Origin of the sequence: Alistipes timonensis JC136 (assembly GCF_900107675.1) — a bacterium.
In the GTDB taxonomy this organism is placed as follows: domain Bacteria; phylum Bacteroidota; class Bacteroidia; order Bacteroidales; family Rikenellaceae; genus Alistipes; species Alistipes timonensis.
Genome location: NZ_FNRI01000004.1, coordinates 294,550 through 319,024, shown reverse-complemented (window position 1 = coordinate 319,024; position 24,475 = coordinate 294,550). Strand labels below are relative to the sequence as shown.

General features: G+C 60.1%; 15 protein-coding genes and 1 tRNA gene. 4 read left to right on the top strand and 12 right to left on the bottom strand.

Annotated features, from left to right (window positions below; genetic code table 11):
- Positions 1 to 20: 20 nt before the first annotated feature.
- The 3 genes from BLU78_RS07460 to BLU78_RS07450 are packed head-to-tail and all read right to left on the bottom strand — an operon-like array spanning position 21 to position 3,424.
- Positions 21 to 983, bottom strand: coding sequence for a stealth family protein (locus tag BLU78_RS07460; RefSeq protein WP_010262676.1), 963 nt, complete (start codon positions 981 to 983; stop codon positions 21 to 23).
- Positions 984 to 991: 8 nt separating this feature from the next.
- Positions 992 to 1,867 carry a glycosyltransferase family 2 protein gene (locus tag BLU78_RS07455; protein WP_010262674.1) on the bottom strand — a complete coding sequence of 292 codons (876 nt, stop codon included), beginning with the start codon at positions 1,865 to 1,867 and terminating at the stop codon, positions 992 to 994.
- A 3-nt stretch (positions 1,868 to 1,870) separates the two neighbouring features.
- Positions 1,871 to 3,424: an NAD(P)/FAD-dependent oxidoreductase gene (locus tag BLU78_RS07450; RefSeq protein WP_010262671.1), complete on the bottom strand. Its 1,554-nt coding sequence runs from the start codon at positions 3,422 to 3,424 to the stop codon at positions 1,871 to 1,873.
- 97 nt (positions 3,425 to 3,521) lie between these two features.
- On the opposite strand from BLU78_RS07450, the gene BLU78_RS07445 reads away from it, so the two are divergent.
- Positions 3,522 to 3,603, top strand: a tRNA-Leu gene (locus BLU78_RS07445).
- Between the two features lie 181 nt (positions 3,604 to 3,784).
- Here BLU78_RS07445 and BLU78_RS07440 read toward each other — a convergent pair.
- From BLU78_RS07440 to BLU78_RS07430, 3 genes are read right to left on the bottom strand one after another with little or no spacing between them, the layout of a single operon-like run.
- Entirely contained in the window at positions 3,785 to 4,702 is a 918-nt protein-coding gene (locus tag BLU78_RS07440; RefSeq protein WP_010262669.1) for an endonuclease/exonuclease/phosphatase family protein, read from the bottom strand.
- A 42-nt stretch (positions 4,703 to 4,744) separates the two neighbouring features.
- Complete coding sequence (locus tag BLU78_RS07435) at positions 4,745 to 6,130, bottom strand: FAD-dependent oxidoreductase (RefSeq protein ID WP_026020734.1); 1,386 nt, start codon at positions 6,128 to 6,130, stop codon at positions 4,745 to 4,747.
- Positions 6,131 to 6,142: 12 nt separating this feature from the next.
- Positions 6,143 to 7,705 carry a BACON domain-containing protein gene (locus tag BLU78_RS07430; RefSeq protein ID WP_010262667.1) on the bottom strand — a complete coding sequence of 521 codons (1,563 nt, stop codon included), beginning with the start codon at positions 7,703 to 7,705 and terminating at the stop codon, positions 6,143 to 6,145.
- Between the two features lie 462 nt (positions 7,706 to 8,167).
- Between BLU78_RS07430 and BLU78_RS07425 the strand changes: the two genes are divergently transcribed.
- From BLU78_RS07425 to BLU78_RS07415, 3 genes are all read left to right on the top strand, one after another.
- Positions 8,168 to 11,251 carry a SusC/RagA family TonB-linked outer membrane protein gene (locus BLU78_RS07425; protein WP_315969146.1) on the top strand — a complete coding sequence of 1,028 codons (3,084 nt, stop codon included), beginning with the start codon at positions 8,168 to 8,170 and terminating at the stop codon, positions 11,249 to 11,251.
- 12 nt (positions 11,252 to 11,263) lie between these two features.
- Positions 11,264 to 13,084, top strand: coding sequence for a RagB/SusD family nutrient uptake outer membrane protein (locus tag BLU78_RS07420; RefSeq protein ID WP_010262663.1), 1,821 nt, complete (start codon positions 11,264 to 11,266; stop codon positions 13,082 to 13,084).
- Positions 13,085 to 13,169: 85 nt separating this feature from the next.
- Complete coding sequence (locus tag BLU78_RS07415) at positions 13,170 to 13,907, top strand: hypothetical protein (RefSeq protein WP_020691865.1); 738 nt, start codon at positions 13,170 to 13,172, stop codon at positions 13,905 to 13,907.
- Between the two features lie 82 nt (positions 13,908 to 13,989).
- Here the strand turns inward: BLU78_RS07415 and BLU78_RS07410 are convergent, their stop codons facing one another.
- From BLU78_RS07410 to BLU78_RS07385, 6 genes are read right to left on the bottom strand one after another with little or no spacing between them, the layout of a single operon-like run.
- Positions 13,990 to 15,162 carry a glycoside hydrolase family 26 protein gene (locus tag BLU78_RS07410; protein ID WP_026020733.1) on the bottom strand — a complete coding sequence of 391 codons (1,173 nt, stop codon included), beginning with the start codon at positions 15,160 to 15,162 and terminating at the stop codon, positions 13,990 to 13,992.
- Between the two features lie 17 nt (positions 15,163 to 15,179).
- Positions 15,180 to 16,655: a hypothetical protein gene (locus BLU78_RS07405; protein WP_010262651.1), complete on the bottom strand. Its 1,476-nt coding sequence runs from the start codon at positions 16,653 to 16,655 to the stop codon at positions 15,180 to 15,182.
- 2 nt (positions 16,656 to 16,657) lie between these two features.
- The gene (locus tag BLU78_RS07400) at positions 16,658 to 18,139 is read right to left on the bottom strand and encodes a hypothetical protein (protein ID WP_010262648.1); all 1,482 of its coding nucleotides are present in this window, start codon (positions 18,137 to 18,139) and stop codon (positions 16,658 to 16,660) included.
- A gap of 55 nt (positions 18,140 to 18,194) precedes the next feature.
- Complete coding sequence (locus tag BLU78_RS07395) at positions 18,195 to 19,802, bottom strand: hypothetical protein (RefSeq protein WP_010262645.1); 1,608 nt, start codon at positions 19,800 to 19,802, stop codon at positions 18,195 to 18,197.
- Between the two features lie 22 nt (positions 19,803 to 19,824).
- A complete protein-coding gene (locus BLU78_RS07390; RefSeq protein ID WP_010262642.1) occupies positions 19,825 to 21,342 on the bottom strand; it encodes a RagB/SusD family nutrient uptake outer membrane protein in 1,518 nt (505 codons plus the stop codon).
- Positions 21,343 to 21,354: 12 nt separating this feature from the next.
- On the bottom strand, positions 21,355 to 24,456 hold the full coding sequence (locus BLU78_RS07385) for a SusC/RagA family TonB-linked outer membrane protein (RefSeq protein ID WP_010262640.1): 3,102 nt from the start codon (positions 24,454 to 24,456) through the stop codon (positions 21,355 to 21,357).
- Positions 24,457 to 24,475: the final 19 nt, after the last annotated feature.

The window sequence follows — 24,475 nt, the reverse complement described above, 5'->3', positions numbered from 1 at the left end:
GCCGGCACTTCCTCTGCAAATTACTTTTCAAACGATGATTTTTCGGGAAACAGCTTCCCGAGAAATTGTCGTACCCGGAGGCGGTCCTCGCCGGTCATCCGGGCGTCGTCGTTCAGGCAGAACAGCGACGGATCGTACTTCTCCATCACCGAATCCAAATCCGGCGTATAGGCGGGAATGCAGCGCGAGTCGCTCCCGCAGCCGACGCCGAAGAGGGCGCGAAGCCGCTGCACGGGAGTTTCGAGTTTGTTATACCGTGTGACCTCGCGCAGCGAAGCCTCCCCGCGGGCAAGGGCGTAATAAAGCACCAGCGAGCGCTGCCAGTCGTCGCGCGAGCGGAAGCGGTGGGACTCCGTGGGCGCCAGCTCGTCGCGGAACGCTTCGAGGGCGGTCAGGAAATCGCTGCGGCGGTAGGCATCGACGTTATGATGGGGCGCCAGTTCGGAGCAACGACCGCAGCAGGCCCGCACCAACTCCTGCATACGCAGGATCGTATGGCAGTAAATGTCGTCGTCGTGCCGTTTCAGCGATTGTTTTTTGAGCCGCACGACAGGGCGTCCCCCTTCGTCGAAAAAGAACCCGGGATCGACGGGACGGCTGAAAAACATATCATCGTTGGCATAGAGGAAATGCTCGGCCAAACCGGGAATCCGGGGCAGAAACAGCTCGATCGTACAGGAGTTGAAGACGGGCAGGATTTCGGCAGGCATAATCTCCCGGTGGGAAACCACCCGCACACGCGGATTCGACGTGTCGAGCCATGCGGGCGTCTGGTCGTCGGTCAGGATGTAGATGCGGCGTATCCACGGCGCATAACGCTCGGCCGAACGCAGCGAATAGCGCAGCTCGTCGTTCTCGACGAAGCGGCACTCCCCCGCCGCTTCGGGGTCCACCTGCCTGTCGGCAGGCAGGTAAGCGTTCTTTTTCGCCAGCCACACGGGATCGTTGCCGTCGACCCAGAGGTATACCAGATCAATCTCCATAGTCGTACTTATTTGTCGGCGGCGCGGCGGCGCCAGACCGGGATCAGGTCGAACAGCCGGAAAGTCTGCCGGTCGCCGCACTCTTTGAGTTTCAACCACGTGATTCCCCAACGGTCGTACGTGCGGCGGGTGATGTGCCGGAACCGCGCGTCGAGATGCAGCCCGTGCGCCGCCATATAATCGACAAACGCTTTGTGGGCCAAATATTTATCCTGCTGTTTTTTCGGCGTCTGGCGGCTCTTGGTGATCGAGGTCGCATTCACCGCATACCGGTAAACCACGCCGGGCACCGTCACCACGTCCCCGCCCTCACACAGCACGCGCATCGTGTATTCGACATCCTCGTAGCAGACCCTTTCGCGGAAACGCAGCCCCAGCCGCAGCAGCATCTCCCGGCGCAGGAGCTTGTTCATCACGTAGAAGTCGGGCGGACAGCGGCAGAGGCGGAACTTCTCCTGCGTCCCGGCGACCACCTGCCGCTCGGTGTAACGGATCGTCCATTTCGAATAGGACGGACGGATTTTCAGCATCGAAGCGCAGGCCACGTCAGCCCCCGTCTCCCGGGCCGCTTCGTAGAGCCGCTCGCAGTAGGCCACATCGATCCAGTCGTCGGAATCGACGTAGAGGACGAACTCCCCCGCCGCCGCGTCGAACCCGCGGTTGCGGGCGCCGCCCAGCCCGCGGTTCTCCTGCGAAATCACGCGGATACGCGCATCTTCGGCTGCATAGCGGTTCAGGATGTCGATCGAACGGTCGGGACTTCCGTCGTCGACGCAGATGATCTCGATGTCGCGCAGGGTTTGTCCCACCACGCTGTCCAGGCATCGGGCCAGGAACGGCTCGACGTTGTAGACCGGAATGATAACACTGATTTTCGGTTCCATCGGCTATCGGATATAATTTTTTACCGCTTCGGCGATTCGTTCGCCGTCGAGCGCCGCAGAGATGATGCCGCCGGCATAACCGGCCCCCTCACCCGCGGGGAACAATCCCTCCGTTTCAGGGTGCATCAGCGTCCCGGGATCGCGCGGCACGCGCACGGGTGTCGAAGTCCGCGACTCCACGCCCACGATGAGCGCTTCACCGGTCACATAGCCCCGCATCCGGCGGCCGAAAGTCGTGAGCCCCTGCCGCAACCCCTGCGCAATGAAACCGGGCATCCAGCGGTCGAGCCGTGAGGGCGTGACACCGGGAATATACGAGGTCGCGGGCAGCGATCCGCTCGCGCGCCCCGCCACGAAGTCGGCGACCCGCTGCGCCGGAGCGATCTGGTGCTCCCCGCCCTCCCGGCGGGCCAGCTCCTCGAACTGCTGCTGGAATTTCAGCCCCGCCAGTTCGCCCCACTCGCTCCGCAGGTGTTCAAAATCCGCCAGACGCACCTCGGTCACCAGTCCGGAATTGGCATAAGGCGACGTACGGCCGCTGGGCGACATGCCGTTGACCACCGACTGCGCAGCGTCGGTCATGGCCGGGACGATAAAGCCGCCCGGGCACATGCAGAACGAGTAAACCCCGCGGCCGTTCTCCTGGCTCACCAGCGAATAGGAGGCTGCCGGAAGGTATTCGCCGCGCGTTTCGCAATGATACTGAATCGAATCGATCAACGCCTGCGGATGCTCGATGCGCACCCCCATGGCAAACGGTTTGGCCTCGATGCGCACGCCGCGGCGGTGAAGCAGTTCATAGATATCGCGTGCCGAATGCCCCGTAGCCAACACCACGGCGGCACCTTCGATCAGGCTGTCGCCGCACCACACGCCGCCGATGCGGCCTTTTTCGATTTTCAGGTCCGTGACGCGGCTCCCGAAGCGGAACACGCCGCCCGCATCGACGATCGTCTGCCGGATACGCTGCATGATGCCCGGCAGGCGGTCGGTGCCGATATGCGGATGCGCCTCGTAGAGTATCTCGGGCGTCGCGCCGTGGAATACGAGCGTTTGCAGCGCCTTGTTGTAGTCGCCGCGCTTCTTGCTGCGCGTGAAGAGCTTGCCGTCGGAGAAAGTCCCGGCCCCGCCCTCGCCGAAGGCATAGTTCGAATCGGGATCGACGGCCCCGTTGCGGTTGATCTGCGCGATGTCGCGCTTGCGGGCCGAGACATCGCGGCCGCGTTCGAGAATCACGGGCCGCAGCCCCAGTTCGATCAGCCGCAGGGCGGCAAACAACCCCGCAGGCCCCGAGCCCACGATCACCACCTCCGTACGGCCTTCGACCGACGGATAGTCGAAATGCACCGGCCCGGGCTGCGGCTCGCGGTCAGCGTAGATATCCAGCGTGAGATTCACCTTCACCTGCCGCTGGCGGGCGTCGATCGACCGTTTCACGACCCGCGCCAGGGCGATGTCCGTCTCGCGGATACCCATGCGACGAGCCGCCTGCGCGGTGTAGAATTTCGCATCGGCAGCCTGCCGGGGAGTGAGCGTGAGGGTAATCTGCTGCGGCATGTTATAGAATTTTGTCTACAAAAATAACCAAAAAACCCGGATAATCCCCGTCACCGATTGCTATTTGTGAATTTTTGCATACCTTTGTCTTACCGATGCGGATATGGTGTAATTGGTAGCCACGTCAGACTTAGGATCTGATGCCTTACGGCGTGGGGGTTCGAGTCCCTTTATCCGCACAAAGCAACTCCCGGGGACGGATTTTCGAATCCGTCCTCTTTTTGTTCGCATATTCGGTCGAAAAACCGCCCGCATGCGACTTCGAACCTTCCGACCACACGGAATAATTTGCAACAAAAATGGAATCCGCTCCTGCCGCATATTGCAGCAGGAGCGGAATCTTTTTCCGGCGATCTATGGTTATTCGACCGTGAGCGTGATCGGATAATGATCCGAAAGATAAGCCACACCATAGTTCGGCGTGGTGACCGTCTGAAAACGGACCGGCTTAACGCCCTTGTAAAATATATGGTCGAGATTCCACCGGGCCGACGGCGTGCCGCCGCCGAAATTGTTATAACTGTAAGCGCCGTCCCGGTCGGGAGCCTTCTCCCGGCCCGACTGCATCCACGCATAGTAAGGCGCCAGCGCCGACCGGCGCGTATCGTCGGCAGCATAGGAGCAGTTCATGTCGCCCACGATAAAGACGGGCAGAGTCCCGGCGATCTCCTTCATTTTATTCACATTGAGCTGCGCACACTTCAAACGCGCCTCGTTGTCCGCAGCCGAGGTGTTCGATTCGGGAAAGTGCGTCGAAAGGAAGACGAACTCCCGCCCCGAAGCATTGTCTTTCAGATGCACCCACACGGAAGAGCGGCGCGCCGAATTGGTCGCATCCCACGGTGCGGAAGGCTTCTCGGGAGTGTCGCTCAGGTAGAAATACCCCCAATCGACACGCGTGAAGAGATCGGTACGGTAAAGCACCGTCGAATTTCCGCCGGAACCCGTTCCGGTGTTCGGCACTTCGAGCAGTTCGTATTTCGTGAGCATCGTTTTCAGGTAATTGCGCTGCTCGGTGCGCGACTCCTGCATGCCGATCACTCCGGGATTCACATCCTTGATCATATCGACACAAGGCTTCCGGCGCTGCGACCAGGATTTCTCACCCTGATCCGTCGTATTGCTGTAACGGATATTGAAAGACATCACTTTCAGGGAAAACACGCCGGAAGCGGGTCCTTCGGGACCGGGCGCCGGCTCCTCGCCCTCCGATTTGCCCGAGGAACATCCCAGGGCGAAAAATGCCGCTGCATAAAACAGGTATCGTAATTTTTTCATTTTCGTTCTTTTTTAATAATTTGCATTCGTTCGACCGTCCATTCACAACTGCCTGTAATGGAACGGTATCTCCTGCGGCGCCTTATGCTCGCGCACGGCCGTCGCAGCCACCCGTCCGGCAGACTGGCCCAGTATGACGGAATTGGAATTGACCCGGTAGCTGGAATGGGCGATGAAATCGCCGCTGATGCAACGGCCCACCATCATCAGCCCCTTGACATCCCGGGCGATCAGGGCCCGCAGCGGAATATCGTAGGGCTTCGACTTGATGCCGCGCGTATAGGAGCCACCCTTGCCTTCGCTTTCGAGGTGCACCGAATGGACATCGACTCCGTAGCGCACCTCGCAGGCGGCGTCTTCGTGACGGCGTCCTTCGACCAAGTCCTGCTCCGTAACGGTGTAAAGTCCGTGAATGCGCCGGCCTTCCCGGCATCCGATCTGCGACGCCGTGGCCACGAGTTTCAGCCCTTCCCAGCGGCCGCCCAGCGAGCGGAGCGAATCGACGATCCGGTGCACCTCGCGGCGGCCTTCGATGCTCGCCCTCGTCAGGTCATCGCGGCTGATGCCCCTGGCACCGTACTGGTGCGTCGCCATCAGCGCATAGAGATCGTCGTGGAGCAGGAACAGGCACGGCATCTTGTAGCTCGCCTCGAAACCGCTGCGACGGATTTCGGCAATCAGGTTCCGCTTGGAAGCCCTCCGGGTCTTCCGACCGTCCCACAGCACGCAGTCTTTGATCTCCTCGAACCGGGCGCCCGTCACCAGTCCCAGCATGGACATCGGCTGGGTATGCCCTTCGGCATCTCCCCAGTCGAATCCGCAGCCGCTCAGCGCAGCGACGTCGCCGTCGCCCGTCGCATCGATAAAGACCTCTCCGGCGATCGCCTCGCGCCCCGACTTGGATTCGGTGACGACATGCGTGATGCGTCCCCGGTCCACAACGGTCGCCACGACCGACGTATAAAGCAGCACTTCGATCTTATGCCCGGCACACAGTTCGTCGAGCAGCAGTTTCATCCGCTCGACATCGAACGTAAAAAGTTCGTCGGTCCAAACTTTCGTATTGCGCCACTTGCGTTCGGTGAGCGTCTGCTTCAACTCCTGCATCAGGCCCGTCTTGTTCTCGTGGTCGAGCATGACGCCCAACAGTCCGGCCGTCCAGGTGCCGCCCAGAAACCCGGCGTGCTCGATAAGCACGACCCGGGCACCCGAACGGGCCGCCTCGATAGCGGCGCCGATACCGGCAGGACCGCCGCCGCAAACCACCACGTCGGCCGTGCGGCTTACCGGCACGCGGCGTTTCTTCTCCGCAACGTTCCCGTCCGGAGTCATGGAGTCCTCTACCGTCGTTGCCGCGGCAAGCACATTTCCCGAGGAGAGCAACAACGTCGCAACCCCCGCTTTTTTCAGAAAATCCCTTCTGTCCATAGCTTCCGCCGGTTATTTGGTTACGACAACGTCATCCAGGAACCATTGCCCCGTGTTGCTGAACGCCAGTCTGGTCGAAGCCGTCGCCCCGGTCACGCGCACCGTGAAGGTACGCCACGCGAAACAGTCGTCGCGCTTCGAGAACTCTCCGGTCATATCGGGCTGCGCCTCGACCGTACCGTCGCCTTCGGCCACCTGCACCGTGATTTCCTTCTTATCGATAGCATCCGTGGAACTGCACCGGACCACGGCTTTGAACGAAACGACGATGTCGGTCGGCGTCGTGCCGAGCGATGCGAGCGCCGGCGTGGTCAGCACGCCCTTGGCCGCCAGGCGAACATATCCGATGGAGGCGGTCACGGTTCCCGAAACGCTCCAACCCTCCGGAGCGTCATAAGCCGCCCCGGTCACATAGGCCAGGTGGCCGATGTCCGACATGTAATCCAGTCCCGAAAGGCAGTCGTCGAATCCCTGAGCCAGTACGACCTGCTCGCCTACGGGCATCGTCGTCGTGTGGTAGGCCTTCTTTTCGAACTGGGAGACGCAGCAGCCGAACGTGAAACGGACGATGTGCGACGGGTCGATCGCGGTACCCTTGACAGGCGTGTCGCCGGCCTTGGCCACACGCACGTAGAGCGTGCTCCCCTTGGCGAGAGGCGCGGAAGCCGGAACGGTGAAGACCGCCTGACGGTGGTTGTAGGCATCCGCATTGATGTTGGGCAGCAGCGCGAACGACACCGACTTGTCGGCACTGACAGAACTTTCCGCCGGGCAGGCATTCTTGCCGTTCCAGGCATAGAACGCGTCGATATCGTGCCAGGTCGCATTGTCGGCGCTCCACTCCACTTTCCAATCGCGGGGAACGGCGCAAAGCGAAGAGGAGTTGGTCAGCATGCCGAAGCCGAACGAAAGCGTCCCCGACAATTCGCCGGTCACGGGAACCGCCACGGTCCACGCGGCATTTTCCGCATCCCAGCCCGAAGCCCTCAGCACGCCGATGTAATAGCGGTCCGCGGTCAGGCCGGCCACCGTCATATCGCCGGCCCCGGTCAGCGCGATGCTCGCCCCGTCATTGAACAGGAAAGCGTTCTTCGCCTCGTTGACCCTGCCGCTGACACAGTTGACGATGTCGCCCTTGGCGAATTCGATCAGGTGTACGAAAGGCTGGAATCCGGTCGGATAGGAGGCCGCTCCCTGCACGACGGGCAGCAACACATTCTTCGACTCGTCCCGCAACTGCACGCAAACCTGTCCCGACCGCGAAACATTATTGCTGGGATTCTTGGCGAACGAGAGGGCCACACTCCCGTCGCCGATACCTTGTGCGGGCTCGACCGAGATCCAGGGAGCCGCATCGCCGTCCGCCCCCGTGGCAATCACCGACCAGTAGCCGTCGCTCTCGACATCGAACGTGCGGATTTCGCCGTCCCCGGCGATGTCATCCAGCGCCACCTGCGAGGGGACCGAGATATTCGCCTTGCCTCCGGTCACATTGTTTTCATTTTCACATCCGGGCAGCAGCGTAGCGGCGGCCATCGCCGCTGCCGGGAAAATACCTATAAAATAACGTTTCATGAGAATCTGTGGTTTTAATAAGTGAGTTTGCGGAGCGCGGCCGTCCGCCGGAGCGCCGTTGCAGATCAAACCGCCGTTCCGTTTCAAACTTTCGGATCATAATATGCATCCGACACCGAAAGACAACGAAACATGGCGGTTTCGACCGCGAACACCTATCCGACAGGGAGCCGGTCCCCGTTGAGAACTGCAATGCCCGTTGCCGAAGAATCCGGCCGGAACCGGAAATCACCGGACGAGACACACTGAAATATAAAAACTGAAAACTGCAAAAAACGCGGCTGTTTCTTTGCTTTTTACAAAATATCCACGTATATTCGCATTATCTACCACACGGTTTTCAGCCTTCCAACTCTGTTCCGTGTGGGCAGGTAGGCGTCACAAATATACTACTAATTTAATTATTATGAAAAAACTTCCGACATTTTTTTCTAATGCGGGGGGGGGAGATTCAGCAATTTCATTTTAGCATCTCTTTTATTTCTCATCGAAACCCTCTTTCTCTCCACTTCCGCCTTCTCCCAGGGAAGGACAATCCAAGGGACCGTGCAAACAGAGCAAGGTAAACCCATCTACGGAGCCACCGTCATCGTTCAGAACACCACGCTCGGCACCACGACCGACGCAGACGGAAAATTCTCCATCAAACTCGACGCAGGCGTCCAGCCCGTCCTGCAAATCTCATTTATCGGTTACGAAACCCAAACCGTCCCCGCAGGCGGCAAAACGCGGGTGGAGGTAATCCTGCGCGAAGCCGTCAACGAAATGGACGACGTGGTGGTGGTCGGCTACGGCACGATGCGCAAAAAGGATCTCACGGGAGCCATCGCCAGCGTCGACGGCGCCGCCCTCACCGCCCGCAAAACCAACCAAATTTCGAACGCCCTTCAAGGGGCTTTGCCCGGAGTCACCGTGACGAGGACCAATTCGGCCCCCGGCGCCAACGCCACCATCCGCATCCGCGGCATCACCTCGATGAAGGACAGCTCGCCGCTGGTCATCATCGACGGCGCCCCCGGAACGATCGGCGATGTCAATCCGGCCGACGTGGAGAATATCTCCGTGCTGAAAGACGCCGCATCGGCGGCCATCTACGGAGCGCGTGCCGCCGCCGGCGTAATCCTCATCACCACCAAACGCGCCAAGAGCGGCGAACCGACCTCAGTGGACTACACCTATTCGGTTTCGCTCGACTATCCGACCCGCATGCCCGAATACGAAGACGCCGTAGGCTACATGAAGGCCCAGAACGAACAGATGTACAACGACACGCCGTCGGGCGGTCTGTACAGCGTCTACACGCAGGAGGAGATCGCCGACTACCGGAAATTCCATGCGCAGAATCCCGATCTCTATCCGGACACCGACTGGCTCGGCATGATCCTCAAAAAGAACGCCCTGCGCCAGTCGCACGCGCTGAGCATCACCTCCGCCGGCAAGACCACACGTACGAAAATCAGCCTGGGGTACGACGACGTGGACGGTCTTTTCCGGAAGAACCTTTCGTGGAAACGCTTCACCGTGCGGGCCAACAACGATATCCGGCTGGCCAAATGGCTCAACGTATCGCTCGACCTGAACATGCGCAAAACCAAGTCGGTGAATCCCTATTACAGCCCGTCGGGATCGATGCGCTACATGCCGCCGACGTTCGCGGCCGAGTGGAGCGACGGCCGCATCGCCTCGGGAAAAGAGGGTATCAACCCCTACGGCAAGATGATGGAAGGCGGAACCAAGCGCAACGAGACGTGGCTCGGAGGCGGCAAGTTCCAGGTCGAGATCACGCCCGTCAAAGGTCTGAAAATCACGGGTGCGTTCATTCCCAAATACGTGTTCGAAAAGGACAAGGACTTCAACATCGCCGTTCCCTACACGCCGTGGAACGATCCCACGGTCACGCCCTCGTACCTCTCCGACGCCACGACCACCGACCTCAAAGAGAGCCGTACGGACACTTATACGCACACCACCCAGCTCTTCGCCAACTACGACATCGACCTGGGACGCAACGGCGACCATCACCTGAGCGCCATGGCCGGCGTCGAAGACTATTACAAATACTACGAGGACATCTACGCCTCCCGCGACCAGTTCAAAATCAGCTACTACCCCTATCTGTCGATGGGCTCCACCGAGCTGATGGGAGCCGGCGTGAACAACTCGCCCTACGAAAACGCCTATGTCTCGGTGTTCGGCCGCGTGAACTACAACTACAAATCGAAATATTACGCCCAGGCGAACTTCCGCTACGACGGTTCGGGCCGCTTCAAGAAAGGCAACCGCTGGGGATTCTTCCCCTCGGTGTCGGCGGGCTGGGTCCTCACGCAGGAGAAATTCATGGAGGGAGCGCGCAGCGTGCTCTCGTTCCTCAAACTGCGCGCCTCTTACGGACAACTGGGCAACGACCGCATCGGCAACTATCCCTATCAATCGACCCTTTCGTCGAACGACCCGGTGGGATTCATCGGCTCCGCAGGTCTGGTGCAGGCCCTTCAAGGGTTCTCGGCCTATCAGATGGTCCTCGACGACATCACCTGGGAGACCACCGAAACCTATGACGTGGGCATCGACACCAATTTCTTCGACGACCGCCTGCGGATCACGGCCGACTACTACAAAAAGACCACGCGCGACATGCTTATCCTGGTGGACATCCCCTCCTATCTGGGCTACACGGCCCCCTATAAGAACTCGGGCGACATGAACACCAAAGGCTGGGACCTCTCCGTCGCGTGGAGCGACCGTATCGGCGAGGATTTCAGCTACTCGGTCGCCGTGAATCTCTCGGATTACAAGTCGATGATGGGCTACATCGGCAACGACTACCAGCTCAGCGGCGGCACAATCATCCAGTCGAACACGGAATATAAAGCCTGGTACGGCTACCGGAGCAACGGACTGTTCCAGACCGCCGAAGAGGTGGCCGGCAGTCCGAAGGTCTCGTCGTCGAACCAGCCCGGCGACGTGCGCTACGTCGATCTGAGCGGCAAGGACGGCACGCCCGACGGCACGATCTCGGCGACGTACGACCGCACGGTGATCGGCAGCTCGATGCCGCGCTACAACTTCGGCGGCAGCATCAACCTCGCCTACAAGGGTTTCGACCTGGGGTGCACGTTCCAGGGCGTAGCCAAACGCGACGCGCTGCTGACCGACGAAATGGTCCAGCCGTTGCGCACGGGCTGGTACAACGTGCCGAAATTCGTGGTCAACGACCATTGGAGCGTCTTCAACACCATCGAACAGAACCGCCGCGTGCGCTATCCCCGCTACTCGCAGAACAGCGGCACCACGACGGCCAACTACGCCGTGTCGGACTACTGGCTCATCGACGGCTCCTATTTCCGCATCAAGGACATCACGCTGGGCTACACCCTGCCGCAGAGATGGCTGCGGAAAATCTTCGTCAAGAACCTGCGTCTTTCGGCCACGCTGTCCGACTTCTTCACGTTCAGCCACTTTCCCAAGGGCTGGGACCCGGAGGTCAGCTCGACGGGCTACCCCATCACCAAATCCGTCATCTTCACGGCTTCCATCAAATTCTAATCTCCCGCGCTCATGAAAACATCCATACAATACATCGCGCTCTGCACGGCCGCCGCACTGCTCGGCACGGCCTGCACGAGTCTGGATCTCAATCCGCTCGACAACCCTTCGGCCGAAACGTGGTACGACGACGGTCCGAAGATCGAAATGTCGCTCAACACCCTGCTGCTCCATCAGTTCTGGCCCCAGGAACGCTACGAATTCACCGGATCGGGGGTCATGGACATGGACGAGATCACCGACGACCTGATGCGGCGCAACGCGCTGGTCGCCTTCAAGGCCGGAACCCTCACCGCCACCCATGCCGCCACGACGAACATGTGGAGCCTGACCTACAAGGGAATCACGCGCTGCAACGCCATCCTCGAAAACATGCCCAAAGCCAAAGCCGGCGTCGAACCCGAACTGTACGAACGTTACGAAGGCTGCGCACGCTTCTACCGGGCCTGCTTCTACTCGCGGATCATGATGCTCTTCGGCGATCCGGTCTATTTCACCCGCGACATTCCGCTCGAAGAGGCCTACGACATCGGCCGCACTCCCTGCGAGGAGGTTCTCGGATACGTCTACGACGATTTCGACTATGCCGCCGCCCACTGCCCGGAGACCTATCAGGGAGCCGTTGTGCGGGCGACCCGGGGCGCCGCCTACGCCATGAAGGCCCGCGTAGCGCTCTATTTCGCCTCGCTCTACACCTATGACGCCGCCATGCGCGACGCCGACAAAGCCGCCTATCATTACGGCATCGCCCGCGACGCCGCCAAGGCGTGCATGGACCTGAACGTCTACCAGCTCCATGCCGATTTCGGCGAACTGTTCCTGAACAAGACGCACAACGCCGAAGAGTCGGTCTTCTGCATCCCCCGTTCGCTGGCCTACGCCGCCGACAACAAACGGCAGTACCTCCAGGGGACGAGCATCACGGCCAACATCCCCATCGGACTGGGCGGCACCATTTCGGAATTCCCGACCTGGGACCTCTTCTGCGCGTTCCTCTGCACCGACGGCAAACCCATCGACGAATCGCCGCTCTACGATCCGGCCGATCCGTTCAAGAACCGCGACCCGCGCCTGGCGGAGAGCATCGTGGAGTTCGGCACGGACTTCTGCGGCGTGGTCTACGACCCGCGTTTCGATGTCAGCCAGGTCTGGGACTCGAACGCCGGACGCAACATCACCAACCCCGACAACATCGTGACGGCCAGCGAATCGCGTCTTCCGTCGCGCACCGGACTGGTGCAGCGCAAGGGCATCGACAAGGACTGGACGGACGACTATCAGGCCGATCCCGACAAGATCATCATGCGCTACGCCGACGTACTGCTCATGTATGCCGAATCGAAGATCGAGCTGAACGAGATCGACGATGCGACCCTCGAGGCCATGAACCGGGTACGCGCCCGCGCCTACGGGGTTCAGTACACCGAAACGGACCAGTATCCGGCGATCGTCACGCGCAGCCAAAGCGAGTTGCGCACCATTCTGCGCACCGAGCGCCGGATGGAGTTCGCGTTCGAGCGGCTGCGCATCTATGACCTCCTGCGCTGGCGGATCGCCGAGAAGGTGCTCAATTATAGCGACTGGACGATCAAGTACAACGCCGGCGCCAACGTACTGAAAAAGGTGATGACCGACGGACAGTGGTTCATTCCCACGCCCGCGATCGACGAGAGCGGATGCCCGGAGATGGACGCCACGTTCAGCCGGGAAAACCGCCCCCACATCACCGCGCTGTACAACCGGGTGTTCAATCCGGAGATACACTATCTCTGGCCGCTGCCCGCAACCGACGTGCTCGTGAACAAGAACCTCGAACAGAATTACGGCTATTAACCGGACTCATACGCCGTGGCGGGTTCGACACCCGTCACGGCGTATAAAAAAACGCATGAACAACCATCCGACATACACCTCTATCATGAAAAAAATCATCGGGCTGTTTTTGGCCCTTGCGATCTGCCTGCCCGTTTCGGCCCGGCAGAAGACCAAAACGAATCGTAAAGCGCTCGTACGGGCCGTCGCGGCCCTGACTGCAAAAATCGACAGCCTGCAAGGCGTCGTCGATGCCCTGGAACGGAAATGCGTTCCGGTTCGCAAAGAGATCGACCCCGCCTGGGAAAAATGGCAGGACGTGCGTTACAACTACGGCTTCGACCCCGAAGAGCAACCCGTATACAATACGGTGGACGGCATTCTGGAATCCACCACGATGCTCTCGGTGCGCGGCGGCCGGGGACGCTGGCACAACAAGGCGGCGAAGCCCCGCACTTCGTTCGTCGACGGAGGCCACCTCTTCGAAGGGTGGAACGGCACGGAAACCTGCCGTCTGACCATGCTGATCGGCAAACAGGCCCCCGACATCGCCTGCATCCAGGTCTACTCCCCGAAAGGGCTCTACCGTCCGGCCCGGCACTTCGGATGGGTCAAACTCGGCTCCGACGACCGGAACGAAGGCGTGGATTTCGGCCGCCGCTGGGCCGTGTCGTTCGTGCCGTTCTCCCTGGCCGCGCTGGACGACGCCCCGGCCGACACCTCGTATGAGAATGCGCAGTTAGGCGGCAAGTCGATCCCGGTCGGAACGCTCTACTACGACCGGAACGCCGACAAAGTGCGCTGCTTCACCGAAGAGGGCTGGAAATACCTCGTATTCGAATAACGTACGACCGCCACGAAAACGCCCCGCCGGAAGCTGTTTCCCGCAGGGCGCAAATCGGTTCACGTTCGTTGCAGACAGACGCTTATTGCACCGTCACATTTTCTGCCGGGGAGTACATGTCGGGCAAATCCCCGCAAAAGAACGAATTCTCCTGATTATACATCTTCACGAAATCGCGCTCCGAGGGATGCCCGGGGAATACTGAAAAATAGTGCGTCCCGCTCTCCATCGGATCGTACTTGTTACGCCACGTCACCACCATGCTCACCCGGCGGCCCGTCAGCGGAGCGTGGATGTTCGTCGTCCAATAATCCGTGGCGGAGAAACCCTCCACACCCGTTTCGGTCACGCCGCACGGCTTGCGCTTCGCCATCGAAACTTTCGAAATAGCCTTCAGGTTGGTCACGAAAACCGCATTGTTGATACCCTGGTAACAGTCCATACCCACGAAATCGACCCACTCGTCGCCCGGCCAGCGGAAATAGAAGTCGTCCACGGTCTTCGCACTGTCCATCTGCGGGGAGATGGCGTAAATGAAATTATGCACGCCCTTCGTGTCGCGCAAATACTTCACCGTAAATTTCCACAAGTTCATAAACTCTTCGGTCGTCGTGCACGACGCGCCCCACCAGGACCACGTCTGCGTATGTTCATGGAACGGGCGGAAAATCACGGGAATCAACTTACCGTCGCTCCCCCGAAGATTGAGCGCGACGTCCGCCAGCCGGTCGAGCCACTCCTTAAACGTTTTATTCGTGGCGCTACCCTCCGTCAGAATCTCTGCAACCACCCGATTGCTGGAATTGTCCCACGAATCGCCGCCGGTGAGCGGGTTGTTGATATGAATGCAGGAAATGAGCACCATCCCGCGATCATACGCCTCCTTACAGCAGCGCAGCCGCAACTCCTGAGCATCCGGGTCGGCGGCATACCGGTCGTCGATATGTTCAGCCAGATCGAAGCTGTATACGGCGGGGTAATCGCCGCAGACCGCTTTCGTATCCGAACCGCCTGGGGTGCCGTACCACGTGCGACCGTACATCAGGTCCTCGTGATGACCGAACATGAACCCCTTGCTCTGGATGGCCCAGAGATTCGAATAGAGCGCTTTTGTTTCTTCGGTGGCGTTCGGATCGGACAATGTGAGGGTCACGGGATCGCTCTCACCCTTCTTTTTCGGCCCCTCGTTGTCATCGCTGCACGCCACGACGGAAAACAGCAGCGAAACCAACAGCATAAATGGAATTCTTTTCATAGTTTCAGGTATTTGGATTATTCGATATTCGTCAGCAAGACAAAGCTCTCAGCCGGAAGGGTCGTGCGGAAACTTCGTCCCGCAATACCGCGTTCGCACGGCACGGGCAGCCCGCGTTCGTCGCACGCCCGGCCGTTCTCCGTATAACGATACAACACGCCTCCGGCGAAATCGCCCGGCAGAGCGATCTCGATGTCGCACGATTCCTGCGAGAAGTTGACCGCCGCCACGCTGTACGCCCCGTCTTTGCGGGCGGCCGCGACGCGCACCCCATCGCGCTGCGGAACCCCGCACGCGAGGATGTCGCACCCGGCGGGGAAACAGCGGCACATCAGCGACCAGGTATAGTACCAGGGACGCAGCTCCTCCTGCGAAGCGTCGCCGAAGACCTCTTCGCCGAGGATGTTCCACATGCCCCAGATCTTCACGTCCTCCGTGCGGCCCGAATCGCCGTTCGAATGCATGGCGTCGTCGAGCATCCACGCCGCCACCCCCGAAAGGCCGTTGTTCATCACCTCCATCGCCAGCAGGGGCATATCCAGCCCGTAGAAATAGTCGTAGCAGAGCATGTTGCAGTCCGAGCCTTTGGTGAAGGGATGCCCGACGACCCGACGGTCGTACTCGGCTTTCAGCAGCGAATCCTCCGGCGACGAATACTTGTATCCGGCCTCGCCGAGAATCAGTTTTTTCCCGGCCGGAACCTCGGCACGGATGCGGCGCAGTTTTTCGGCATAAGCCCCGCTGCGCACCTCGTGCTGACCGGGATAGGCATGCACGTCGTAGACGCCGATCTGCGCACCGAGGTCCTGCGCGCTCCGGGCCACCCATCCCGCCGCATCGTACTCCGACGCCGGATTCTTATAACTCATCACCACGTCGGGCGCCGCAAGCGACACTTTTCGTTTCAATTCCGGATACCGGGCCATTTCGGCATCGAAACGCCGCGCCATCGAGCGCCACAGGTCGTAATCGCCGTTGGTCGAAGCCCAGCTCCCGTCGGGCTCGTTGAAGATAATGAAATGGCGGATGCAGTCGAACCCGAGGTCACAGACCAGAAAATTCAGATAATCGACCGACATCTCCACCCACCGCTGCGAATCCTTCATCGCCCACGTCGGCGGATTATACTCCCCGTAGGCCACCGTAATGCCTTTGTCCTGACAGTATTGCAGCAAACGGCGAAGCGACGCGAGGTTGCGCATCCGGTCGTAACGGCCCGTCGCGGCGTCGTAATAGCGGTACGGACTGTTGATCATGCAGCGCACATAGCCCGGGCGCATGAAATCGAGGCGTTCGAACAGTTTGCCCCAATCGGCGTCGCTCACCTCAGCGCCCCAGGCTCCGGCCTCATCGTAAGGGTCCCACTCGACGCCGTTGCCGATGTAATCCGCACTTACGACCCGGTCCGTCACTTCGATACGAAGCGCCCGCCCGGAGTTGCAGGCGGCGAACAGAGCCGCCGCGCCGACCAGTGAAATCAGCAATCTTTTCATAATCAGTTATTTTGTTCGGTCAGTAAAATCATCGACTCTCCGGGCAGTTCATATTCGGCGCCGGTCGCCAGGTCGATCTTCAGGTCCGCGGCGTCGGGCAGCAGCACGTGGTCGCCCTCGGTACGCATCAACCCCTCGCCGTAACGGTAGCGGACCACACCCTCCAGCCGGCCCCAGCCCGAAGACTCGATCCGCACATGGCGCGGTTCACGCGACACGTTCACGACGGCGACGGTGCGCTGTCCGTCTTTCACGGCGGCGACAGCCCTGACCCCGGCGGCTCCCCGCACATCGACAGCACAGAAATCGCTTCCCGGCCGCAGCGTGCGGCACAACAGCGACCAGGCATAATACCACGGCCGCACGCACTCCTCGCCGGCTCCGAAAATCTCGTCGCCGAAGATGTTCCAGAAACCCCATATCTTGAGTTTGTCGGGCGCCTCCTTGCAATGCATCGCATCGTCGAGCATCCAGGCGATACACCCCGAATAACCCGCTTCGACAGTCTGAAACAAGGCGTCGGCCATGTCCGTGCCGTACATCCAGTCGTAGACGAACATCTGCGAATCGTCCGTCGAGGCATTCGGATGCGCCGCGGCCCGGCGCAGGTTCTCAGCCTGCAAGAGCGAATCGGCCGGCTCGACAAATTTGAAGCCGATCTCCCCCATCACGATCTTCCGACCGGCAGGCACCTCCTTCCGGTAAGCCTGCAGGATACGGGCGTACTCTCCCGAGTTGACCGTACATTTCGACGGATAGGTGTGGATGTCGTACAGCCCGATACAGCCGCCCAGCTCATCGCGGCTGCGGCTCACCCACCACGCCTCTTCGGGTCCCCAGATCGCAGCGTCGGGACCGACCAGCTCCACTTTCCCGTCCAGCCCTTCGGCGTCGAGCCGCCCGCGGAAATAGCCCACGGCCTTCGCCCACAGGTCGAAATCGCCGTCGGCCGCCGACCAGAAGCCGTTGGGTTCGTTGACGAGGTTGTAGTAACGGATGCAGTCATAGCCCTTTTCGCCGACCAGCCAGGCGACATAGGCCGCGGCGTGGTCCAGCAGCGGGTAGTTGACCGTCCCGGCCCGGGCGTCCATGAGCGATCCGCCCCAATCGCCGAACATCACCGTCACGCCGCGCGAACGACAGTAGTCGAGAATATGCGCGAGGTGTTCGAATCCGCGCCCGGGATCGAGCCGCCCGTCGCGTACGACCGAGGTCGTGTTGGTCATCACGCGGATAAAGGCCGGCCGCATGAAATCGAGGCGGTCATAGAGCTTCTCCCAGTCGGCATCGCTGATCTCGACGCGTCCCTTTCCGTAGTCGAGCGCATAAGGGTCCCACTGGACCCCGTTGCCGATGTAGCCGCGATTGACGACGCTGTCGGCATCGATACGCACCACAACGTCGCATTTCCCGGCGGATTCTCCCGCACAGGCCCCCAGCAGCGCCGCCACGCATGCGAGCAGAAGGTTTCCGAAGTTTTTCATAGGCATCGGTTATAAATCCGCATGCAGGCCGAACCTGCATGCGGACGTTATCGGATCACTCGCCGGCTTCCGCCTGCTTGTTAAAGAGCATCACATAGTTGCGCGGCCCGACGGCGAACCGGTCGTAATCGGTCCAGGGATAAGCCCCCTGCGTCGTCTGCCCGGGCAGTGCAAAGTCGAAGGCGATACCGGGAACACTGAGCGTCGAGGAGCCGTAGGTATAGTCTCCTTCCCGCAGGAGCTTCGCCGTGATGGAGACGATTCCCGAGGTGAACACCACGGTTCCGGCCTCGGCGTCATACACGTAGGCGCTTTTGCCGTGGGGCAGCAGGCCGTAATATTTGGTCAGGTCGAGAGCCCCCGTTCCCTCCTTGTTATAATCGGCTTTGAGGATGTAATTCCAGTACCCGCCGTCCTCACCGGGCAGGTATTCGCACTCTCCCGTCTCCCGGCCGGCGGCGTCGGTGCCCGTGGCGGTCATCACCAGGATGTTGTCGGACTCCTTCCCGATCGAATCGTCCCACACCCAGCTCTTGTCCACCGGGTTGACGAACGCGGGATCGGCCGAACCGCCGTACACCGTCAGGCGGCCTACGGAGTAGGTTCCGGCGAGCGAGGTCTCCTCCGGATCGGGCTCCGGTTCCGGTTCGGGATCGACCGGCTCCTCGATCGTCTTCGACGCCTCGGGAACCTCGAACCCGGCCGGCTGTTTCACGATCTCGATGTAATACGTCACCGGATTGCGGGCGAAGACCCCGTAATCGTTGTAGGTGTTGTTCCAGTCCTCCGTACCTTTCAGATTGAACTTGAAGGCCTCGGATTCGAGCGTCAGCGGAATCGGCGGCACGTTGGGCATCTGGTAGGTGCCCTTCGGCACGAGCGTGCAGGAGGTCTTGTGTCCGTCGGCATCGGTGAAGGTGATCGTCCCGTCGGAATAGTTGCGCAGCCAGGTGCTCTCGCCCTTGGGAATCTGACGGTAGAACTGCGTCAGATCGACCGGCTTCCCGGTGTCGGGGTTCGACGCCCCGGCAAAGACGCAGTCCCAGTTTTTAGCGTCCTCGCCGGCCCAGTTCATGCAGGTTCCGGTCGTATTGCCGTCGGCAAGAATCTCTCCGAGCGTGAACACCAGGTAGTTGTCCATCTCGGCGGCAGGTCCCCGGCCTTCGCCGTTCCAGCACCACGACTTGTCGGCGGGCTTATAGAGCTTCGTACAGTTGTAAGCGGCGCCCGTGCCTCCGTAGACCCAGAGGTTGCTGATCGTATACGTACCGGTCAGCGTCTCCGTGAACTCGGTCATTTCGAGCGTATAGGTGCGCGACTCGCCGTTGGGAGAGGTCACGACGATCTGCGGATCGCCCTTCGTGAAGTCGATCGTCCCGCCCGATGCGACGTTCGCCGTGGCCTTATAGGAGAGCGTCAGCGTTTCGACCCGGACCTTCGACATGTCCGCGACCATGTCCGAAGCCAGCTGCAGTTCGATGACACCCGTTTCGGAATCGGTCTCCGTGATGGTCGGCGTTCCGGCCTGACCCTCGAACTTAACGTCGATGATCGACCGCTCGTGGTTCCAGCCGCTGTCGGCGACATCTTCCCACGGATCGTCCTTGCAGGATGCGAAGCAAAGCAGGACGAAAGCGCTCAGCAAATATTTCAGCTTGTTCATAATTCTGCGTTTTCTTGAAAGGTTAAAGATTCGGGTTCAGGTCGGATTCGACGGAGGGAATGGGATAAAATACCATCTGCTCGGCTGTCAGCCCTTGCCCCTTCGCTTCTGCAATATCCGTATGCAGACGGTTCCATCGGCGCAGATCGTAGCAGCGGTTCCCCTCGAAAGCCAGTTCGAAACGGCGCTCGTCCATCACCCGCTCCCGGAACGTCTTCTTGTCCAGTCCCGGCTCCAAATCGCCCAGACCGGCGCGATTGCGGATGAAGTTCACCAGTTCATACGCCTTGGCCGTCGGTCCGGCGGCTTCGGCATAGGTCAATGCAACGTCCGAATAGCGGAGCAAATAGGGACGTGTGGAGGTCTTGTCCCCCGCGAAGTTCGGGTCGATAAACTTGCGGCAGAAAGGATAGCTCAGTTTTCCATCAGCCGTCGAAGCCACCACATTGCCCGCAGCGTCGTACACCTTGTCGACGATCAGCCAGTCGTGACGACGGTCGCCCGCGGCGAACGCGTCGTAGAACGACAGCGCGGTCCGGTACTCGCCCCAGCCGTCATGGGTCGGAACCATCTCGTCGGAATCGCCCTGCTTGAGATAGATCGTGGCCCCCGAAACATAGGGCAGGTACATCTTCGAGATCTTCGAATACTGCCCCTCCGATTCTCCCGTGCGGTCCATCGACATGATGAAGATATGCTCGGGTCCGGCCGGCCGCTCGACGTCGTAAATATCGAGCAGGTTGTCGTCGAAACGAAAAACCGTCTGCTCGGGATTGTCGACCACCAGACCGGCGTATTTCACCGCCTCGGCATAGTATTCGTCCACGTCGTGCGACATGGCGGCGTACTGGGGCACGCCGTGCTCCTTGGCCGACGCGATGTAGAGATAAGCCTTGGCCAGCATTCCGTAGGCCGCGGCGCGGTCCGCACGGCCCGTTTCGGGCGCTGCGAAGAACGGCAGCAGCGTACCGGCGGTCTTGAAGTCTTCGATGACGAGCTTCCACATGGCGTCGAGCGACTCGGCGGCGGGGACGGCCGTATCTTCGAGCGTCTCGACAGGCGTCGTGTGGACGGGCACGCAGCCGAAGTTGCGCGCGAGGTTGAAATACGAATAGGCACGCATGAAATAGGCTTCACCGAGGAAGCGGTTCCTGCGGCCCTCGTCAATGTTCATCCCCGGCACCTTCTTGATTACGGCGTTGGCCCGGTTGATCGTGATGTAGGAGTACTTGTAGAAATTGCCGAGCGTGGTGTTGGTCCTGAAATTGTTGATCTTCCATCCGTCCAGCTCCTTGTTGGCGGCCGCCGCGTCGCCTTTCGGCTCCATGTCGTCGGTGTTCATGTCGCCCAGGAAGACGATCGAACGCGAATACTCGATATAATTGATCGCGTCGTAGATATAGTTCACGGCCGACTCGGCGTCCGCCTCCGTCTTGTAGAAGTTGTCCTCGGAGTAGAAGCCGTAAGGATACTCGTCCAGGTTGCAGGCCGCGAGGAGAGAGATCCCCCCGAACGCAAGTATAAGGTGTTTGATTTTCATGGTTGGCAATGTTTAGAAGGTGAAATCGGCTCCGAACGTCCATTTGCGCAGGCGCGGATAGCCGCCCGAATAGATACCCGTCATCCCCACCTCGGGATCGTAGCCCTCGAAGCCGGTGAAGGTATAGAGGTTGTCGGCGCTGACGTAGAGGCGTACCTTGCGAGCCGCATCTTTCTTCGAGAAGGGGATCGAATAACCCAGCGTCATGGTCTGGATGCGCACGAACGAGCCGTCCTCGACCCACCAGTCGGAGAGCTTGGTCTGGCGGTTGGCGTTCAGCCGCGGGTAGGAATTGGTCGGGTTGTCGGCCGTCCAGCGCATCGGCATGTTGCTCGGCTGGTCGAAGCGTTTGGTGTTCAGCACGTCGTTGCCGAAGACGCCGTTGAAGAAGATGCTGAAATCGAAACGGCGCCACGAAACATCGATGCCCAGCGAAGCCATCCAGTCGGGATTCGGGTCGCCGATGATGCACATGTCGTTCTCGTCGACGGTTTCCAATCCGTCGCCATTGTAAAGATCGACGTATTTGAACTCTCCCGGCAGAGCATCATCGCCTGAAAGTCCCGCGCTCAGCCCCTCGGCCAACGACTGCACGATGCCGTCGGTCCTGTAACCGTAGAACACATACATCGGCTGCCCTACGGCGAGGATATTCGTATAGGCGCGGAACTGTTCGCTCTGGTTGCCGTAATATTCATACTGCATGCCGGTCCGGAGGTCGGTTTTCAGCCCGGTCTGCACGGCGTTTCCGAGGCTGAGCACCTTGTTGCGGTTCCGCGAGAAGACGAAGGTGCCGCCCACGCGCCAGTCGCGGTTCTGGAACGCCACGCCGTCGATCGTCAGTTCGATACCGCGGTTGCGGATCTCGCCGTCGTTGACCCACATCTTGTCGTAACCCGACGAAGGCGCGATGTTGCGCTCGCGCAGCAGGTCCGAGGTGCGCTTGTCATACCAGTCGAAAGTCACGTTCAGACGGTTGCCGAAGAACGACATGTCCAATCCGAGGTCTACCTGCGCGGTGGTCTCCCATTTCAGCCCCTTGTTCGGAATGCCGCTCCAAAGCGCATAGATGCCGTCCTGCCCCGTGGTGCCCGACTGATAGCCGGGTCCGATGGCCGTCACCCACTTGCCTCCGTTGAAATATTTGTGCTGTCCGTAACGGCTCAACGTCTGGTAGGCCGAAATGCCCTGGTTACCCGAAATACCATAGGAGGCGCGGATTTTCAGCACATCGAAAACGTTCAGGTTCCGGATGAAGCGCTCCTCGTGCATCTTCCAACTGAACGCCCCCGAGGGGAAGAAAGCCCACTTGTTGTTGGAGCCGAATTTCGAAGAACCGTCGGCGCGGGCCGTAAAGGTGAAGAGAAACCGGTTATCGAAGGTGTAGTTGATACGCGTGAGGGCCGATACCAGCTCGGTCTTGTAGAAGCTGTTGCCGATCGAATAGGTTTCCGAATCGCCCGCAGCTAAGTTCTCGTTGCCCAGCGATTCGTTGATGAAGCCCTTGGCCGCCAGCGACGAACTGCGCGACTGATAGTTCTCGTAAGAGTAACCGCCCATCACCGTCAGCCGGTGCTTTTCAGCGAAGGTCCGATCGAACGTGGCGTAAGCCTCGAAAACGATGTTGTCGTCCTTCCAGTTGTCGATCGACCCGTAACCGTCGTTGAACACGCCCCTCTCGGAATACTTCTTCGGAAAATATTTGTCGGTGATCTGTTCGCCGTGCTTGTAGTTGAACTGCGCCATGACGTTCAGGCAGGGAAGCACGTCCCAGTTCACCGAAGCGAACGAGATGATGTCGAGGCCCTTCGAATCGTTCTTCTGCAAATCGGTCAGGGCCAGCGGATGCGAATAGTCCTGGGCGCCGTAAAGCCAGTAATCGCCCTCGTCGTCGTAAACCGGGAAGATCGGGTTGCGCCAATAGGCCAGTCCGCCGTTGTTGTGACGTTTGTTGCTGGTGATATTGGCGCTGGCCTTCATGCGCAGGTTGTCCAGCAGTTTGTGCTCGACCGAGAAATTTCCCCCGTATTTGCGGTAGGTGTCCTCGATATACATACCGTTGTCGAGGTAGTAGTTGGCGCTGGCCTGAAACATCGTGCGGTCGTTGCTGCTCTGCACCTGCACGGTGGTGTTGTTCGACACGGGGGTGGAGCGGAACACCAGGTCATCCCAGCGCGTGTTGGTCGTCCAGGTCGTCTGCAACTCCGCAATCGAGGGATAATAGACGCCGTTGGCATTGGTCGCACCGATGTAGGTCGGCGTCAGTCCGGCGTTGATGCTGCTTTCGTTCGAGAGCATCGCCATCAGCACCGGATCGCGCCAGAGATTCAGTTCGGAACTGAATCCCGAAACGGTCGTCTGCTGACGCAGCGTAATGCGCGTCACGTTTTCCTGCGCCTTGCGCGTGGTGATGAGGATCACGCCGTTGGCTCCGCGCGAACCGTAGATGGCCGACGCCGAAGCATCTTTGAGCACCTCCATCGAAACGATGTCCTGCGGGTTGATCTGCTTCAAATCGCCGGCGTCGCCCCAGGGGAATCCGTCGATGACCACCAGCGGGGCATTCGAACCGTTGAGCGACGAGTTGCCGCGGATACGCACCGTCGACGAAGCTCCGGGATCCTGCGAGGAGTTGACCACCTGCACGCCGGCCACGCGGCCCTGCAACAGTCCGTCGATCGAGTTGGCGGGAATGTCGGTGAGTTTCTCGGCCTTGACCGAGGCCACGGAGCCCGTCAGGTCGCTCTTCTTGACCTGTCCGTAACCCACGACCACCACTTCGTCCACCGCCGTAGCCTCTTCCACCAACACGATATTGAACGAGGTGCGGCCGCCGATCTCCACCGTCTGCGTTTTATAACCGATGAAATTGACGGTCAGACGGGCGTCCGCCGCCACTCCGGTCAGCGAGAAAGCCCCGTCGGCACCGGTCGTGGTGCCCTTCGTCGTACCGGCTACGACGACCGACGCGCCCGTCACGGCGGCGCCGTTCTGATCCACGACCTTGCCCGTCACGGTCATACTCCGTGATGCGGACTGGGCGCGGACGTTTCCCGTCCCCCACAGGCAGACCGCCAGCAGGGAGAGAACGATCAGGTAAAATTTCATTTTCATACGTTTTAGATTAGAGTAG

Bases quoted from the DNA above. Each gene is read 5' to 3' on its own strand.
- BLU78_RS07460 (WP_010262676.1), bottom strand. From the start codon at position 983: ATGGAGATTGATCTGGTATACCTCTGGGTCGACGGCAACGATCCCGTG.
- BLU78_RS07455 (WP_010262674.1), bottom strand. From the start codon at position 1,867: ATGGAACCGAAAATCAGTGTTATCATTCCGGTCTACAACGTCGAGCCG.
- BLU78_RS07450 (WP_010262671.1), bottom strand. From the start codon at position 3,424: ATGCCGCAGCAGATTACCCTCACGCTCACTCCCCGGCAGGCTGCCGAT.
- BLU78_RS07440 (WP_010262669.1), bottom strand. From the start codon at position 4,702: ATGAAAAAATTACGATACCTGTTTTATGCAGCGGCATTTTTCGCCCTG.
- BLU78_RS07435 (WP_026020734.1), bottom strand. From the start codon at position 6,130: ATGGACAGAAGGGATTTTCTGAAAAAAGCGGGGGTTGCGACGTTGTTG.
- BLU78_RS07430 (WP_010262667.1), bottom strand. From the start codon at position 7,705: ATGAAACGTTATTTTATAGGTATTTTCCCGGCAGCGGCGATGGCCGCC.
- BLU78_RS07420 (WP_010262663.1), top strand. From the start codon at position 11,264: ATGAAAACATCCATACAATACATCGCGCTCTGCACGGCCGCCGCACTG.
- BLU78_RS07415 (WP_020691865.1), top strand. From the start codon at position 13,170: ATGAAAAAAATCATCGGGCTGTTTTTGGCCCTTGCGATCTGCCTGCCC.
- BLU78_RS07410 (WP_026020733.1), bottom strand. From the start codon at position 15,162: ATGAAAAGAATTCCATTTATGCTGTTGGTTTCGCTGCTGTTTTCCGTC.
- BLU78_RS07405 (WP_010262651.1), bottom strand. From the start codon at position 16,655: ATGAAAAGATTGCTGATTTCACTGGTCGGCGCGGCGGCTCTGTTCGCC.
- BLU78_RS07400 (WP_010262648.1), bottom strand. From the start codon at position 18,139: ATGAAAAACTTCGGAAACCTTCTGCTCGCATGCGTGGCGGCGCTGCTG.
- BLU78_RS07395 (WP_010262645.1), bottom strand. From the start codon at position 19,802: ATGAACAAGCTGAAATATTTGCTGAGCGCTTTCGTCCTGCTTTGCTTC.
- BLU78_RS07390 (WP_010262642.1), bottom strand. From the start codon at position 21,342: ATGAAAATCAAACACCTTATACTTGCGTTCGGGGGGATCTCTCTCCTC.
- BLU78_RS07385 (WP_010262640.1), bottom strand. From the start codon at position 24,456: ATGAAAATGAAATTTTACCTGATCGTTCTCTCCCTGCTGGCGGTCTGC.